The 15911-nt window shown below is 68.1% G+C and carries 14 protein-coding genes; 10 read left to right on the forward strand and 4 right to left on the reverse strand.

Features of this window, described 5'->3' with window-relative positions:
* The 4 genes from OCL97_RS15370 to OCL97_RS15385 all read left to right on the forward strand — a co-directional run.
* A partial coding sequence (locus OCL97_RS15370; protein ID WP_377370776.1) for an intermembrane phospholipid transport protein YdbH family protein occupies nucleotides 1–1687 on the forward strand: 1687 nt, incomplete at its 5' end.
* A 10-nt stretch (nucleotides 1688–1697) separates the two neighbouring features.
* Complete coding sequence (locus OCL97_RS15375) at nucleotides 1698–1877, forward strand: YnbE family lipoprotein (protein ID WP_304782746.1); 180 nt, start codon at nucleotides 1698–1700, stop codon at nucleotides 1875–1877.
* 12 nt (nucleotides 1878–1889) lie between these two features.
* On the forward strand, nucleotides 1890–2246 hold the full coding sequence (locus tag OCL97_RS15380; protein WP_305338833.1) for a YdbL family protein: 357 nt from the start codon (nucleotides 1890–1892) through the stop codon (nucleotides 2244–2246).
* Nucleotides 2247–2384: 138 nt separating this feature from the next.
* Nucleotides 2385–3614, forward strand: a complete 1230-nt coding sequence (locus OCL97_RS15385) for a TetR/AcrR family transcriptional regulator (RefSeq protein ID WP_377370777.1) — start codon at nucleotides 2385–2387, stop codon at nucleotides 3612–3614.
* Nucleotides 3615–3676: 62 nt separating this feature from the next.
* Here the strand turns inward: OCL97_RS15385 and OCL97_RS15390 are convergent, their stop codons facing one another.
* The 3 genes from OCL97_RS15390 to OCL97_RS15400 all read right to left on the reverse strand — a co-directional run bounded on the left by OCL97_RS15390 (nucleotide 3677) and on the right by OCL97_RS15400 (nucleotide 8278).
* A complete protein-coding gene (locus tag OCL97_RS15390) occupies nucleotides 3677–5119 on the reverse strand; it encodes an MFS transporter (RefSeq protein ID WP_305338834.1) in 1443 nt (480 codons plus the stop codon).
* A gap of 107 nt (nucleotides 5120–5226) precedes the next feature.
* Nucleotides 5227–6720, reverse strand: coding sequence for an MFS transporter (locus tag OCL97_RS15395; protein ID WP_377370778.1), 1494 nt, complete (start codon nucleotides 6718–6720; stop codon nucleotides 5227–5229).
* A 73-nt stretch (nucleotides 6721–6793) separates the two neighbouring features.
* Nucleotides 6794–8278: an MFS transporter gene (locus OCL97_RS15400; protein ID WP_304782757.1), complete on the reverse strand. Its 1485-nt coding sequence runs from the start codon at nucleotides 8276–8278 to the stop codon at nucleotides 6794–6796.
* A 658-nt stretch (nucleotides 8279–8936) separates the two neighbouring features.
* Here OCL97_RS15400 and OCL97_RS15405 point away from each other — a divergent pair.
* The 5 genes from OCL97_RS15405 to OCL97_RS15425 all read left to right on the forward strand — a co-directional run bounded on the left by OCL97_RS15405 (nucleotide 8937) and on the right by OCL97_RS15425 (nucleotide 14586).
* Nucleotides 8937–9815: an SDR family NAD(P)-dependent oxidoreductase gene (locus OCL97_RS15405; protein ID WP_377370779.1), complete on the forward strand. Its 879-nt coding sequence runs from the start codon at nucleotides 8937–8939 to the stop codon at nucleotides 9813–9815.
* A 425-nt stretch (nucleotides 9816–10240) separates the two neighbouring features.
* Nucleotides 10241–11608, forward strand: coding sequence for an alginate export family protein (locus OCL97_RS15410; protein WP_377370780.1), 1368 nt, complete (start codon nucleotides 10241–10243; stop codon nucleotides 11606–11608).
* A gap of 7 nt (nucleotides 11609–11615) precedes the next feature.
* Nucleotides 11616–12902, forward strand: coding sequence for a CmpA/NrtA family ABC transporter substrate-binding protein (locus OCL97_RS15415; RefSeq protein ID WP_377370819.1), 1287 nt, complete (start codon nucleotides 11616–11618; stop codon nucleotides 12900–12902).
* 11 nt (nucleotides 12903–12913) lie between these two features.
* A complete protein-coding gene (gene ntrB, locus OCL97_RS15420; protein WP_304782766.1) occupies nucleotides 12914–13789 on the forward strand; it encodes a nitrate ABC transporter permease in 876 nt (291 codons plus the stop codon).
* Between the two features lie 11 nt (nucleotides 13790–13800).
* The gene (locus OCL97_RS15425) at nucleotides 13801–14586 is read left to right on the forward strand and encodes an ABC transporter ATP-binding protein (RefSeq protein ID WP_377370781.1); all 786 of its coding nucleotides are present in this window, start codon (nucleotides 13801–13803) and stop codon (nucleotides 14584–14586) included.
* Here OCL97_RS15425 and OCL97_RS15430 read toward each other — a convergent pair.
* Nucleotides 14583–15560: an NAD(P)H-quinone oxidoreductase gene (locus OCL97_RS15430; protein WP_377370782.1), complete on the reverse strand. Its 978-nt coding sequence runs from the start codon at nucleotides 15558–15560 to the stop codon at nucleotides 14583–14585. The two genes, OCL97_RS15425 and OCL97_RS15430, sit on opposite strands and share 4 nt — an antisense overlap.
* An 83-nt stretch (nucleotides 15561–15643) precedes the next feature.
* On the opposite strand from OCL97_RS15430, the gene OCL97_RS15435 reads away from it, so the two are divergent.
* Nucleotides 15644–15850: a DUF1192 domain-containing protein gene (locus tag OCL97_RS15435; RefSeq protein ID WP_304782774.1), complete on the forward strand. Its 207-nt coding sequence runs from the start codon at nucleotides 15644–15646 to the stop codon at nucleotides 15848–15850.
* Nucleotides 15851–15911 lie beyond the last annotated feature (61 nt).

Raw genomic sequence — 15911 nt, forward strand, 5'->3', positions numbered from 1 at the left:
GGGCTCTGGTCCCATCTATGCGGGCGGCGGCGGCGCCCTGCACCTGGCCGTGGTCGGCGGCGGTCTGCCCCAGGCTGACCTGGCCGTGGATCGCTATCGCCTCGCGCCCGGCGGCCTGACCGCCCAGACCCGGATCAAGGCGAAGACCGGCATCGGGCCGGTTCGTGACGGTATGATCCAGGCTGAGGGCGAGCTGCGGGTCGCCCATGGCGCCATCGCCTTCGCCGCCGACCGTTGCGCCGCGGTCTCCGGCCGCCTGGACCTGGGCGCCAACGACGTGGAGGCGATCGCGGCCCAACTCTGCCCGACCGGCGCGCCCCTGTTCACCCTGGCCAAGGGCGACTGGCGGATCCGCGCCGGGGCCCAGGCCCTGTCGGCGACGGTTCCCTTCCTGCAGGCGGCGGTCAGCCAGGGCGCGGGCGGCCTCGACCTGGGCGCCGTCAATGGCCGCCTCACCGGCGCCCTGGCGCTCAGCGCGGGGACGGTGGCCGACACCAGTTCAGATCTCCGCTTCAATCCGGTCCGCGCCACCGCCCAGGCCCGCGTCAACGGCGAGGTCTGGACCGCTGACATCGGTGTCACCGACCCAGCCGGGCGCCCGCTCGGCCGGGGCGTCCTGCGCCACGACGGGGCGGTCGGCGGCGGGGCCCTGACCTTCGACACCGGAACCCTCACCTTCGCCGAGGACGGACTGCAGCCCGCCGCCCTCTCGCCCCGCGCCGCCCTGGCGGCCTCGCCGGCCATGGGTCAGGCCCGCTTCCAGGGCCAGGTCGCCTGGACCAAGGCCGGCGCCACCAGCGGCGGGGTGCTCGACATCCCGGGCCTCGATTTCCGCAGTCCGGCGGGCCAGGTCAGCGGCCTGGCGGGCCAGATCACCTTCACCAGTCTCGCGCCGCTCACCGCCGCGCCGGGCCAGACCCTGAAGGCGCAGCGGATCGAAGCCCTGTCCGGGCTCACCGACGCCGAGGTCACTTTCGGCATCGCCGGCGAGGCCGTGAATGTGGCCGGTCTCGACCTGGCCGTGGGCGGCGGCACGGTGCGTCTGCAGCCCTTCAGCCTGCCCTTCGCCGGCGGCCAGTCGTGGAAGGGCGTCGTGGATTTCACCAACGTCCAACTGTCGGACTTCGTGGAGGCCTCGCCCTTCGCCGATCGGGTGGACCTCACCGCCAGGGCCAGCGGGACCATCCCCTTCACGGTCACCCCCGAGGGGGTCCGCGTCGCGGGCGGGCAGCTGCACGCCACCAGTCCCGGCCGCCTGTCCATCCGCCGCGAGGCGCTTACCGGGGTCGCGGCCGAGGGCGCGGTGGTCGCCGGGCCGCTGGGGGAAAAGACCCCGCCGCCCACCACCGACACCTTCACCGACTTCGCCTATCAGGCCATGGAGAACCTGGCCTTCCAGAGCCTGGACGCCTCCATCAACAGCCTGCCCCAGGGGCGGCTCGGCATCCTGTTCCACATCAAGGGCGAGAACGCCCCGCCGACCCACCAGGAGATCCGGCTGACCCCGCAGGAGATCATCACCCGCAGCTTCCTCACCCGGAAGCTGCCCCTGCCGTCGGGGACCAAGGTCGACCTGACCCTGGACTCCTCCCTCAACCTCGATCAACTGCTGGGCGACTTCGCCGAGTATCAGAAGCTTCGCGGTTCAGACGCCATTCAGCCCAGCCCTGCGAAACCCATCCCATGAGGTGCGCCCAATGATCCCCGCCCGATCCCTCGCCGCTCTCGCGGTCGCCGCCGTCGGCTTCGGCGCCTGCGCCACCGTCCATGTGGATGTGAAGCCGATCACCATCTACGCCAAGCTCGACGCCGACGTCCGCCTGCGGCTGGACGACGACGTCAAGGCGCTGATCAAGCAGAATCCGGACCTGTTCTAAGGGGCCATGACCATGACCTTCCAAACCTATCTCATTCCTGTCGCCGCCGTCGTCGGGACCCTCGTGGCTGGACCGGCCCTCGCCGCCACCGCCAAGGCCACGGTGGACGCCGCCAAGGCCGCCGGGATCGTGGGCGAGCAGAACGACGGCTATCTGGGCTTCGTGAAGGGCGCCGGTGGCGAACCCGCCGTCGAGGCCGCCGTGGGCGAGATCAACGCCGGTCGCGCCCAGCTCTATCGCGGCGCCGCCGCCAAGAACGGCGTCACGCCTGAAGCCGCCGGCGCCGCCGCCTACCAGGGCGTGGTCCAGCTCAAGCTGCGCCCGGGAGACTACTACCAGACGCCAGCCGGCGAGTGGGTTCAGAAGTAAGGTCCCGCCGCCCTTCCACGCCTGCGTTTCGCCGGGTGACGTGCAGGGAAACTTGCCGCTTGGCGCAGCGATCGCCCGTCCGATACAGAGGGATGGTCGCGGACCGGCCAGGATCTGCCGCGCGGGGGTGGAGGGGAGATGGCGGAACGCAACGTCGCCCGGTCGACGGACCGCTTCGAGAAGAAGCGCGACGCCATCCTCGACGCCTCCACGGTCATCCTCAACACCCAAGGGGTGAAGGGCCTGACCCTGGGCGTGGCCGCCGCCGCCGTCGGCCTGTCCACCACCAGCGTCACCTACTACTTCAAGCGCAAGGACGACCTCGCCGCCGCCTGCCTGATGCGCGGCATCGACTGGCTGACCCATGCCGCCGACACCGCGCTGGAGGAGAAGACCCCCACCGAGCGCCTGCGCCGGCTGCTGGAGCTCTATCTGGAGCGGGTGCGCCAGGGCGCCATCGGCGCCGCCCCGCCGCTGCCGGAGCTGTCGGACATCCGGGCCCTGAACAACCCGCGCCGCACCGAGGTGTTCGACGCCTTCATGAAGCTGTTCCGCAAGGTGCGGAGCCTGTTCGACACGCCAGACCTGGCCTGGCTGGGCCGCGGCCGCCGGACGGCGCGGACCCATATGCTGCTGGAGCAGCTGTTCTGGGCCGGCGCCTGGCTGCCGAAATACGACCCCGAGGACTACGACCGCATCTGCGACCGGATGTTCGACATCCTCACCGGCGGCCTGGCCGTGGAGGGCGCGGAATGGGCCCCGGCCCCGGCGCCCCTCGCCGAGCTGGCGGCTTCCGACGGCGCAGAGCTGGGCCGCGAGGTCTTCCTGCTGGCCGCAACCCGCCTGATCAACAGCCGGGGCTACAAGGGCGCCTCGGTGGACAAGATTTCCGCCGAGCTGAACGTCACCAAGGGCAGCTTCTACCATCACCACGAGGCCAAGGACGACCTGGTGGTGGCCTGTTTCGACCGCACCTTCGAAGTGATGCGTCGGGTCCAGCGCCTGGCCATGAGCCTGCCGGGGGACCAGTGGAGCAAGCTTTCCAGCGCGGCGGCGGCGCTGGCCGAGTACCAGCTCTCCGAATACGGACCGCTGCTGCGCACCTCGGCGCTCTCGGCCCTGCCCGAGGCCATGCGCGATGAGCAGGTGGCCCACTCCAACCGGGTCTCCGACCGCTTCGCCTCGATGATCTCCGACGGCATCGCCGAAGGCTCGATCCGGCCGGTGGATCCCTTCATCGCCGCCCAGATGCTGAACGCCACCCTGAACGCCGGCGCCGAGCTCGGCTTCTGGGTGCCGGGCGTGACCCAGAAGGCCGCCCCCTCGGTCTTCGCCCGGCCCATGCTGATGGGAATCTTCGCCCGGTAGCTGCGCGTGACAGCCGGAAGTGGCCGCCGGTCCGGCGCCCGTCACGCGACCAGCAAAGGCCCCTAGCTGAGCTTGTCGGTCCCGCCAGCCGGTTCGCCCTCATTCACCAGGTCCGCCGCCGCCGCCAGCTTGCGCAGCGACTCCGCATGGCTCTCGCGGGTGATGCGGTAGCCGGCCATGAAGATCACGCACAGGCCGTAGAGCACCACCAGCACCGGCACATAGATCATCCCCAGGCGGGCGATGACGGCGGGGTCCACCTCGCCCGGTCTGGCGCCCTGCGGGAAGGCCGCGGCCTTCAGCAGCATGGCCGAGGTGAAGATGCCGATCCCGGTGACGGCCTTGGCCACGAAGGCCGAGGCCGCGAAGAACAGTCCCTCCGACCGGCGGCCGGTCTGCAGTTCTGAGTCCTCCACCACGTCGGCGATCATTGAGGAGGTGAGGATGTTGGAGGTGATGGTGGCCCCGGTGGAGATCACGTTCTGCAGGAAGATCAGCGGGAAGAGCAGGGCGCTGCCATTCTCGGGGAACAGGCCCATCAGGCGCAGGATGATGGGGCTCACCCCCACCGCGACACCGATCAGCAGCAGGGTCATGGCCGAGCGCTTCTTGCCGAACCTCTGCGAGAACATCGGGGCGGTGGCGAAGGCGAACACAGCGGCCGTCAGGCTGGCGAAGGTGAAGAGCGCGATCTGCGCCGAGCTGAACTCCCAGAAGAAGGTCGTGAAATAGAGGCTGATGGACAGGGTCAGCCCGCTCGCCATGGCCCCGAACAGGTTGGCGGTCAGAATGCGCAGGAACGAACGATGGGAAAGCGTGCCCACCATCTCGCGGGCCAGGGTCGGCAGGCTGAGCTTGCGGTGCGGCGCGTCGCGCAGGAATGGGATCTGGCTGTGGGTGCCCAGCGCCGACACCAGGATGGCCAACAGCATCAGCAGGGCCGCGGCCAGGCCGTAGTGGGCGTATCCCTCGACATTGAGCTGGCCGACCTTGTGGGTGGCGTCGGGGGTCAGGAAGATCTTCAGGGCCGCGAAATACATCGCCAGCCCGCCGATCCAGCCGAACAGGAAGCGGTAGCTGAGCAGCTTGGTGCGCTCGTCGTAGCCCGTGGTCAGCTCGGCGGCGAGGGCCGAGGAGGGGATTTCGTAGCAGGTGATGAAGCTGCGGATCAGGATGGCCGTGCCGATCAGGTAGAAGAACAGCCCCTGGTGATCGAGCGCCTTGGGCGGGTTCCACAGCAGCAGGTAGGAGACCGCCACCGGCAGGGCGGCGGCGTACATGAACGGGTGCCGGCGGCCCCACCTGGAGCGGTAATTGTCCGAGGCCTGGCCGACGATGGGATCGAGGAAGGCGTCGACGATCAGGGCGATCATGATCGCCAGGCCCACCGTCTCGGCCGGCAGGCCCATGACCTGGTTGTAGAAGATCAGCAGGAAGTAGGAGAAGCCGTTGTCCTTGACCCCGAAGGCCACGGATCCAAAGCCGTAGAACAGCTTGGTGGGCATGCTCAACCGGCGACCGGTTTGAGCGTCTGATGCGGCCTGGCTCACGTCGTCCCCCGAACTTGTATTGTTCTTGAGACCTTAGCTCGCCGCCTCCCGGCCGTCTTGCGTCAGGCGCCGCCGGCGCCGTCGACCACGGGGCGAGCCTCGGCGACGCGGACCCGCTCGGCCACCGCGGCGGCCTCCTCCAGGGTGGCGACATTGCTGGCGTGCAGATCCTCATCGATCTTGTAGGGCAGCAGGACGAGGATCGAGAGCAGGCTCATGCCGGTGTTGATGGGCAGGAAGATCAGCGCCAGTCGGCGCATGATCTCCGGGTCCACCGTGCCCGCCGCCGCATGGGTGGGGAAGGCCACCAGGGTCAGCAGGACGCCTGACAGAAACACGCCGATGCCGCCGGTGAACTTGGGAAGCAAGCCGTTGGCGGCCAGCAGCAGGCCCTCCGACCGCACCCCGGTCTTCACCGCGGCGTCCTCCACCACGTCGGCGATCATCGAGGAGATGATGATGAAGCCGGCGATCGCCAGGGTCGTGGCGATGAAATAGTCCACCAGCAACAGGGTCAGGACCATGGCGCTATCGGTGGGCGCGAGGTTCAGGAGTTTCAGCGACAGCGGTATGGCCGAGGTCAGGACCGAGCAGGTGAAGAGGATCAGCATCGCCCGCTTCTTGCCCAGCCTCTTCGAGGTGGGACCGGCCACGATGACGCCGGACACCGAGGCCAGGACGCCGGCCATGGAGATGTAGGAGATCGAGGCGGCGCTGACGCCCCAGAGCTCGATGTAGAAATACTGGCTGAGCGCCCCCGACAGGCCGGTGGAAACCCCCGAGCAGAGCCCGGAGATCATCACCACGATCAGCGAGCGGTTGCCGATGGTGCCGACGATTTCCTTGGCCACCTGGCGGAGCGGAACCTTGCGGACCGGGGGCTGGTACAGGTCCTTGATGTGCCGGTGCGTCCCCATGGCCGAGACCAGGATCGAGACCGCCATCACGCCGGCCGCCAGGATGCCGAAATTGGCGTACCCGGCCTTGTTCAGGATGCCGCCCGCCGCTGGCGACAGGAAGATCTGGTACAGCACAACGTTCATCCCCAGGCCGCCCACGACCCCGAAGAAGAACCGGTAGCTGAACAGGCTGGTGCGCTGGTGGTAGTCGCTGGTGAGTTCGGGCGCCAATGCCGAGGACGGGATCTCATAGAGGCTGACGCAGAGCCGCAGCAGCACCAGCATCCCGATCACGAAGATGCCCGTGGTGGTCACAGGCCAGTCGGACGGCGAGTTCCAGAAGGCGATGCAGGCCACCGCGATCAGGGGCGCCGAGGCATACATCAACGGGTGCCGACGGCCCCAGCGGGTGCGCAGCTTGTCCGACCACTGGCCGATGGCGGGGTCGATGACCGCGTCCAGCATCAGGGTCAGCATGATCGCCGTCCCGACCCAGAGGGCGGGCAGGCCGATGACCCGGTTCAGATAGGGCTGCAGCAGGGTGGCCGACAGGCCCAGCACGGAGACCCCGACGGCGATGGAGCCCACCCCGTAGGAGAGCTTGGTCGAGAGGTTGAGCCTCGGCGCGCTCGGCGCCTGCGGTTGATCTTGAGACAAGGGCGACTCTTGGGCTGAGGGCGCGGGTCCTGCCGCAAGGTGATTTGCCCGGCTTGGATGTCCGGCTCTGGATTCAGCTTCCTGGGGCTATCCGACCCTCGGCTCCGGACTGGGCGGCAAGGACAGCGGCGTCCTTCAGTTTCTCCAGATTGGACTCATGGGCGGCCTTATCGATCTTGAAGGCGAACAGGCAAAGGATCGCGACGGCGAACATCAGGACCGCCGTGGGCAGGTAGATCATGGCAAGCTCCCGGAGGATCGCCGGATCGACTTCCCCGCGCTTGGCGTTTGTCGGGAAGTTGACGTAGGCCAGCAGGCTGCCGGAGATCAGCACCCCCATGCCCGAGACGATCTTCTTGAACAGGTTGTCGGCGGAGAACAGCAGGCCCTCTGAGCGGCGACCCGTCTTGACCTCCGAATCCTCCACCACGTCGGCGATCATCGAGGACAACAGCACCCCGGTGATTGTCGCCATGGTGGTGCTGAAGAACATCTCGACCGTCAGAAAGCGGAACATGTTCTCAGATCCTGGCGCGGGCGCCAGGTGCATCAGGGACAGGGTCAGCGGCATCACGCTTGTGGTCAGGGCGCCGATGAACATCAGGATGGCGGCGTGCTTCTTGCCCAGCCAGGCGCCGGCGCGCGGCGCGAGCGCCACGCCCATGAGACTGGCGATCACCCCGACCGCGGTCAGGATCGAAAGCTGGGTCTGGGTAAGAAGGAAGAAGTAGAGGGCGAAATAGATATCCAGGGCGTTCTTCAGCCCAAAGGCGATGGCGATGAACATCCCGGCCGCCGTCGCCACCAGGAAGGAGCGATTGTTGAGGGTGCTGGCGATCTCCCGAGCCATCTGCCCAGCCCCAATCTTGCGGACCGGCGGCTGCCGCAGATAGGGAATCTGTCTGAAGGTGCCGGTGGTGGAGATCAGAATGACGCAGAAGATGACGATGGAGGCGAACAGCGAATAGCCGAAATAGCCGGCGCGTTCAGTGATGCCGCCGGTGCCATCCGGGTTCTCCTTCATGAACACCTGGTAGACCAGCAGGGTCATGCCCAGGCCCCCAAAGACCCCGAACATGCCGCGCAGGGCGATCAGGGTCGTGCGCCCGTTGTAGTCCTCCGACAGTTCCGGTGCGAGAGCTGAGGACGGCAGTTCGAAGAAGGTGTCGAACAGCCGGATAACCAGCAAGCAGACCAGCATGTAGGCGAACAGCTCGCCCTGACTCCAGCCTGAGGGCGGGTTCCAGATCAGGAAGAAGGCCACACTCACCGGTAGGGCGGCCGCATACATGAAGGGGTGGCGGCGGCCCCAGGGCGACCGGAAATTGTCGGATATCTGGCCCACCAGCGGGTCGCAGAAGGCGTCGAAGATCAGGGCGATGAAGATCGCCGTGGAGACCATCTGTGGCGGTAGGCCCACCACCTGATTGTAGAAGATCAACAGGAAGGTTGAGAGACCCCGCGCCTTGATGGCGTTGGCCACAGAGCCAAGGCCGTACAGCAACTTTGTGCTCAATCCGACCGGGGGGCGCGCCCCCACGGCGAAGGTTGCGCTCATATAGGGCTCCGGAGAGGGGCGAGGGGGAGGGGGAGGGGAGGGGCCGAAGACGTCGTCGAATATCCGCGCATCATCTGCGCGGCGGGGCCGCGATCCACCGTCTTCCTCCCGCCGCGTCGTAGATGCGCGGCATTCTGATTATGTCTTTGAGGTCAACCGTGCGGGAGGTCCGCCATGGCGTCAACGGCTTTGATCTTACAGTTCTGACACAATGCAAGTCCTTGCCAGCCAGGGGTTTGGAGCAGGCGCGCGGCGTCCTGGCGGCGTTCGCGACCTGTTCCCTCCGGCCGCCGTTCGAATATCGAGGATGGCGGCGGCGCCGCGAGAGAAACGCCGGCGCGTCCTGTCAGCGGTCCTCCAACTCCACCCCGTGCGTCCCTGGCGGGACCAGGGCATTGGTACGTGACGTCGGTGATGTTCTGGGCTGCGCCCGCCCCAATTCAGGTCGCGCCTCCCCAAGGGGAAAGCCGAAACGGTCACCGGGCGCCGCCCCAAGGCGCTGCTCCCTCTTCCCGGGGTGACCACCTGAATCTTGATGGTGTTGGCGGCCCTATGGTTTCTAGATGAGCCGGTTTGGAAGAGCAGGTTTGCGCCGAGGTTGGGCGAGGCCCATTCTCCGCCGCGAGGATCACCCTGTGGGGCCGGTGAGGAAACGCATATGGACCGCCTGAAGAACAAGATCGCCGTCATCACCGGCGGCTGCTCCGGCATCGGCCTCGGTACGGTGGAGCTCTTCGTGCGCGAGGGCGCCAGGGTCATGGTGGGCGACATCGACGACACCGCCGGCGCGGCTCTGGAGGCCCGGTTCGAGGGCCAGGTCGCCTATCGCCATTGCGACGTCATGCAGGAAAGCCAGATCGAAGGCCTGATGGCCGCCTGCGCCGAAACCTTCGGCGGGCTGGACATCCTGTTCAACAACGCCGGGGCCGGGGGCTCCCCCGCCCGGCTGGAGGATATGACCGGCGAGGCCTGGGACCTCAGCCAGAACCTGCTGCTGCGCTCGGTGGCGCTGGGCATGCGCTACGCCCTGCCGCACATGAAGGCCCGCGGCGGCGGCGCGATCGTCAATACCGCCTCGATCGCGGGAACCCAGGCCGGCGCCGGACCGATCGCCTATTCCGTGGCCAAGGCGGGCGTCATTCACCTCACCAAGGTGGCGGCCGCCGAGCTGGCCCGTGACGGGGTGCGGGTGAACGCCATCTGCCCGGGCCTGATCCTCACCAACATCTTCACCCCCAGCGCCATGATGCCGGCCGGCATGGTCACCATGATCAAGCAGGGCATGGCCCAGACCGCCCCCGACGCTCAGCCCATCGCCAAGCCGGGCCTGCCGGAAGACATCGCCAACGCCTGCCTGTTCTTCGCCAGCGAGGAGAGCGCCTTCGTCACCGGAGTCTCCATGCTGGTGGACGGCGGCATGCATGTGGGGCCCCGCAACGCCTGGGACCCGGCCATGCGCGCCGAGCGGATGGCCCAGATGGAGGCGCGCCGCGCGGCCTTCGAGACGGCGGAAGCCGAGGACGCCCAGCAGGGCTGATCCTTCGCGAGTGCAGCGAAGAATGCGGCGAACCACCCCCTTCGCGATCCCCTGTGGTCGGTGCGGGAGGGTCGCTCTCCTCACGTCAGGCGGCATGACGCGGCCCTGAAGTCCCGTCAGGACGGGGTTTCCCGTCGCGACCAAGTGTTAAAACGCGCGAATTCCGGGCAGCGGGGCGCCTGTGGCTGCTTTGCTGCTGTGCAATATGGCGTCGCTTGGCGTCTATCGTCTCAGATAGCGCCGGTTTCCGATTGCCGCGCCGCGCGGCCGGCCTCTCCCTAGGGGCGACACGCGGGGCAACGAGGTTCCGCGCAGGCCCGACAGGGCCGCCGGCGATGATCGTCGGATGGAAGGGACAACGACGTCCGGAGAGGCCGCGCCGCGGCTTCGCCGGGCGTTTTTTTTTGGCCGCGGGGGATGCAGGCATGAAAAGAACCAAGACACGGCTCGCCCTGGGATCAGGTGTCGCAGCCCTTCTCTGGGCGGGGCTGGCCCAGGCTCAGGAAGTCGATCCGGCTGCGGCCCTCGAGCCTGAGGCCGAGGCCCCCCTGGAGCCCGCGCCGCCGCCCGCGCCCGAACCGACGCTGAGCGACCAGATCGCCGCCGGCCGACTGCTGCTGGAGGTCCGCGCCCGCTACGAGGGGGTCGATCAGACCCGGACCGCGGTGCTGCGTGAGGACGGCCAGGCCTTCACGGTCCGCACCCGCCTCGGCTGGGAGACTGCCAATTTCAAGGGCTTCAAGGGCCTGATCGAGTTCGAGGACGTCCGGCAGATCGGCCCCGAACACTTCGCGGTCAATGTTCCAGGCGCCCTGACCCCGCCGCTGAACGGCGCGGACAAGGCCCGCTATCCGATCATCAACGATCCCGATGTCACCGAGCTGAACCGCGCCCACCTCACCTGGACCCCGAACGGGGCCCTGCAGGTCACGGCCGGCCGCCAGCGCATCCTGCTGGACGACCAGCGTTTCGTCGGGAATGTCGGCTGGCGCCAGGACGAGCAGACCTTCGACAGCGTGCGGGCCGACTTCGCCCTGGGCCGGGTGAAGGGGACCTACGCCTACGTCACCCATATCAACCGCATCCTTGGCGAGATGCGCGACTGGGACAGCGACAACCACCTGCTGAACGTCACCTGGTCGCCGGCCGAGGCCCTGCGCCTGCAGGGCTTCGTCTACGCGCTGGATTTCGGAAACTCGGCGATCAATTCGTCGATCACCAAGGGGGGGAAGGCCTCGGGCAAGGCTTGGCTCGGGCTCTACCAGGTGGCCTACAACGCCACCTACGCCGTGCAGAGCGAGTATCGCGGCAATACCGCGGCCTTCGACCTCGACTATGTCGCCGCCGATGTCGCCGGCACCTTCGACATCTACACCGTCAAGCTGGCCTATGAGTCCCTCGAGGGGGACGGGGTGCGGGGCTTCACCACGCCGCTGGCCACCGTGCACGCCTTCCAGGGCTGGTCGGACGCCTTCGTCTCGCCCGGCGGTAACAAGAGCTTCGCCGACGGGATCGAGGACAAGAACATCAGCTTCAACGTCAAGCCGCGCTTCCGACGGACCTGGCTGTTCAACACCGACCTGCTGGTCCGCTACCACGACTTCGACGACCAGCGGACAGGGGCGGACCTGGGGTCGGAGTGGGATGTGCAGCTTACCGCCGCCATCACCGCCAAGCTGTCGATCGCGCTGAAATATGCCGACTTCCGGCGCGAGGCCACCGTGCCCGCCGGGACCCTCGCGCCCCCGGCCTCGCGCTCCAAGGCCTGGCTCACCCTCGAATACAAGCTCTAGGCGGACCCTGATCATGACCGACAAGACCGACGCTGGCCTGACCCGCCGCAACGCCATCTTCGCCACGGCCGCCACCCTGGCGGCCGCCAAGGCCGCCTTCCCCTCCGGGGCCTTCGCCGCGGGCGCGGGGCCCGAAGTCGCCAAGGCGCGGATGGGCTTCATCGCGCTCACCGACGCCTCGCCCCTGATCATCGCCAAGGAGCGCGGCCTGTTTGCAAAACACGGCCTGCCGGATGTGGAGGTGGTGAAACAGGCTTCCTGGGCCGCCACCCGCGACAACCTGGTGCTGGGCTCCGGCGGCGGCGGCATCGATGGGGCGCACATCCTGTCGCCCATGCCTCTGCAGTTCACCCTGGGGGTCCAGACCGGGGGCAAGCCGCTGCCGATGTACATCCTGGCCCGGTTGAACACCAACGGTCAGGCCATCTCCGTGGGCAACGACCTCAAGGCCCTGAAGGTCGGCCTCAACGCCGCCGGCGCCAAGGCCAAGTTCGCCCAGCTCAAGGCCGCCAAGAACCCGGCCAAGATCGCGATGACCTTCCGGGGCGGCACCCACGACCTGTGGATCCGGTACTGGCTGGCGGCGGCCGGCATTAATCCCGAGACCGACGTCTCCACCATCGTCATTCCGCCCCCGCAGATGGTGGCCAACCTGAAGGCCGGCACCCAGGACGCCTTCTGCGTCGGCGAGCCCTGGAACGCCCAGACCGTGAACCAGAGGATCGGCTACACCGCCACCACCACCAGCGAGATCTGGATGAACCACCCGGAGAAGGCGCTCGGCATGCGCGCCGACTGGGTGGACCGCTATCCGCGCGCCGCCAGGGCGCTCACCGCCGCCGTGCTGGAGGCCCAGCTCTGGTGCGAGAAGATGAGCAACCGCCCGGCCATGTGCTCCATCGTCTCGGGCCGCCAATATATCAACGTGCCCATGGGCGACATCCTGCCGCGCCTGCAAGGGACCATCGACTATGGCGACGGACGCAAGGTCGCCAAGTCGCCCCACACCATGAAGTTCTGGGCCGACAACGCCAGCTTCCCCTTCAAGTCCCACGACCTGTGGTTCGCCACCGAGAACGTGCGCTGGGGCGTCCTGCCCAGGGCCACCAACACCAAGGCCCTGGTGAACAAGGTCAACCGCTCCGACATCTGGCGTGCGGCGGCCGCCGCCATCGGCCAACCGGCCCCAGCCGGCGACAGCCGCGGCGTGGAGCGCTTCTTCGACGGCAAGGTCTTCGACCCCGCCAACCCGGCCGCCTACCTCGCCAGCCAGCCCATCAAGAAACTGGTCTAGGGCGCGCGCCGATGAGTTTCCCCAAGCCTGAATTCACCGCCAGCCAACCGGTCGCCGTGGACCTTCCCGACCCGCCACCCCAGCCCTTCGCCGGGCTGACGCGGCGGGCCTCGGCGACGGCGGCGGCCGTCCTGCCGCCGGCCTTCACCCTGCTGATCATCATGACCGTCTGGCAGCTGGCGTGCGGCGACTCCTATGACGGCCTGCCCTCGCCCTCGCGCATCTGGCTGGAATCCCGGGAGCTGATCGTCGACCCGTTCTATGACCGCGGCGGGGTGGACAAGGGCCTCTTCTGGCATATCGCCACCAGCCTGCAACGGGTGGCCCTGGGCTTCTCCATCTCGGCCGTCTGCGGCGTGCTGCTGGGGGTGCTGATCGGCGCCAACCGCTGGGCGCACCGGGGCCTGGATCCAATCTTCCAGGTTTTGCGGACCGTGCCGCCCCTGGCCTGGCTGCCGATCTCGCTGGCCGCCTTCCACGAGGCCAACCCCTCGGCCCTGTTCGTGATCTTCGTGACCTCGATCTGGCCGATCATCATCAACACCGCGGTCGGCGTGCGGAACATTCCCGACGATTACGTCAACGTCGCCCGGGTGCTGCGCCTGTCGCCGGTGGAGTACTTCTTCAAGATCCTGCTGCCGGCCACCACCCCCTACATCTTCACCGGCCTGCGCATCGGCGTGGGCATGAGCTGGCTGGCCATCGTCGCCTCGGAGATGCTGCTGGGCGGCGTCGGCGTCGGGTTCTTCATCTGGGACCAGTACAACGCGTCGCGGATCTCCGACATCGTCGTGGCCCTGGCCTGGGTCGGTCTCACCGGCTTCTTCCTGGACCGCATCGTGGCCTTCGCCGGCCGCATCGTCTCGCGCGGCGACGCGCTGAGCTAAGGAGCCTGACCATGGCCAAGGCCTATCTCTCCATCGAAGCCGTCGGCGTCACCTTCCAGAAGGGCGCGAGCCGTTCGGAGGTGCTGCGCGACATCAACCTGCAGGTCGACCAGGGAGAGTTCGTCTCCATCATCGGCCACTCCGGCTGCGGGAAATCCACCCTGCTCAACGTGGTGGCCGGCCTGATCCCGTTGACGACCGGCGCGGTCATCCTCGACCGCGAGGCTGTGGAGGCGCCGGGGCCGGAGCGGGCGGTGGTGTTCCAGAACCACTCCCTGCTGCCCTGGCTGTCGGTGCAGGAGAATGTCCGCCTGGCGGTGGACAAGGTGTTCGCCGGCAAGAAGTCCGCCGCCGAGCGCCGCGACTGGACCCTGCATAACCTGGACCTGGTCAAGATGACCGCCGCCCGCGACAAGCGCCCCTCGGAAATCTCCGGCGGCATGAAGCAGCGGGTTGGCATCGCCCGGGCCCTGGCCATGCAGCCCAAGGTGCTGCTGCTGGACGAACCCTTCGGCGCCCTGGACGCCCTGACCCGCGCCCATCTGCAGGACAGTGTCATGGAGATTCAGACGGCGCTGAAGAACACCGTCCTGATGATCACCCACGATGTCGACGAGGCGGTGCTGCTCTCGGACCGCATCGTGATGATGACCAACGGCCCCCGCGCCGGGGTCGGCCAGATCCTTAGCGTGGACCTGGCCCGGCCGCGGGACCGGCTCGCGGTCGCCGGGAACCCGACCTATGTCCGCGCCCGGGCCTCGGTGATCGAGTTCCTCTACGCCCGCCGCGCAGCTTAGGCCGTCAACATCACCTTGCCCACGTGCGCCCCGCCCTCGAGGTGCGCGTGGGCCTTTCCCGCCTCCGCCAGGGGGAAGGTGGCGTCGATCCGGGGACGCAGCTTCCCGGCTTCGATCCAGGGCCAGACCGTGGCCTCCACCGCCGCCGCCAATCGCGCCTTCTCGTCCAGGCTGCGGGGCCGCAGGGTCGAGCCGGTCACCGTGGCCCTCTTCATCATCAACTTGCCGATCGGCAGGGCCACCTCACCGCCGCCCAGGCTGGCGATGAACACGATCCGGCCGCCGATCTTCAGGGCGTCCAGGCCCTTGGCGAAATAGTCGCCGCCGACCATGTCGAGGATCACGTCGACGCCGCCCTCACGCTTGGCGACCTCGGCGAAGTCCTCGGCCGTGGTGTCCACCACCACGTCGGCGCCGAGCGCCTTGGCCTCGGCGGCCTTGCCCGCGCCGCGCGCCGTGGCGATCACCTTGGCGCCGGCCGCCTTGGCCATCTGGATAGCCGTGGTGCCGATGCCCGAGGTGGCGCCGTGCACCAGGAAGGTCTCGCCGGCCTTCAGGCTCCCATGCTCGAAGACGTTGGCGAAGACGGTGAAGACCGTTTCCGGCAGGGCCGCGGCCTCCAGCAGAGACAGCCCCTTGGGGATCGGCAGGGCATGGCGGGCGTCCACCACGGCGTATTCCGCATAGCCGCCGCCGCCCAGCAGGGCGGTGACCTGATCGCCGGTCTTCCAGCGGCCCGCGCCGGTGACCACCTCGCCGGAGACCTCAAGGCCCATGGTGTCGGGGGAACCGGGGGGCGGGGGGTAGAAGCCCATGCGCTGGATCAGGTCAGGCCGGTTGACGCCGGCATGGGCCACCTTGATCAGGATCTGGCCAGGGCCGGCCTCCGGACGCGGCAGCTGCACAGCCTTCATGTCGGCGGCGGAGCCCTTGCCACCCTCGACGGCGATGGCGGTCATGTCCGTCTGGCTCATCTCTGGCCTCCCTGGTCTTGCGTATGGGTGTCGTTGGGGGTTCAGATAGGCGCAGAAACGGAACCGGCAAAGGGAGGTCTTCCATGGAGGAGCCCGCAGAGGTCCGGATCGGCCGTGGCCAACGGCTGACGGAAGCGGTCCGCGAGGACCTGGAGCTCTACGGCGTCGCCGAGCTCGAGGAGCGTATCGAGATGCTGCAGGCGGAGATCGCCCGCTGCCAGGCGCAGATCGAGAAGAAGAAGGCGACCCGCCAGGCGGCGGACGCTCTATTCGGTTCTCCCCCGGATTAGGGGGCGGTTAGGGCCTGGTTAGGCATAAGGGGGCGTATCTGTCGCAGACGGGGCGGGTTTG

It is taken from the genome of Phenylobacterium ferrooxidans (assembly GCF_042714595.1).
In the GTDB taxonomy this organism is placed as follows: domain Bacteria; phylum Pseudomonadota; class Alphaproteobacteria; order Caulobacterales; family Caulobacteraceae; genus Phenylobacterium; species Phenylobacterium ferrooxidans.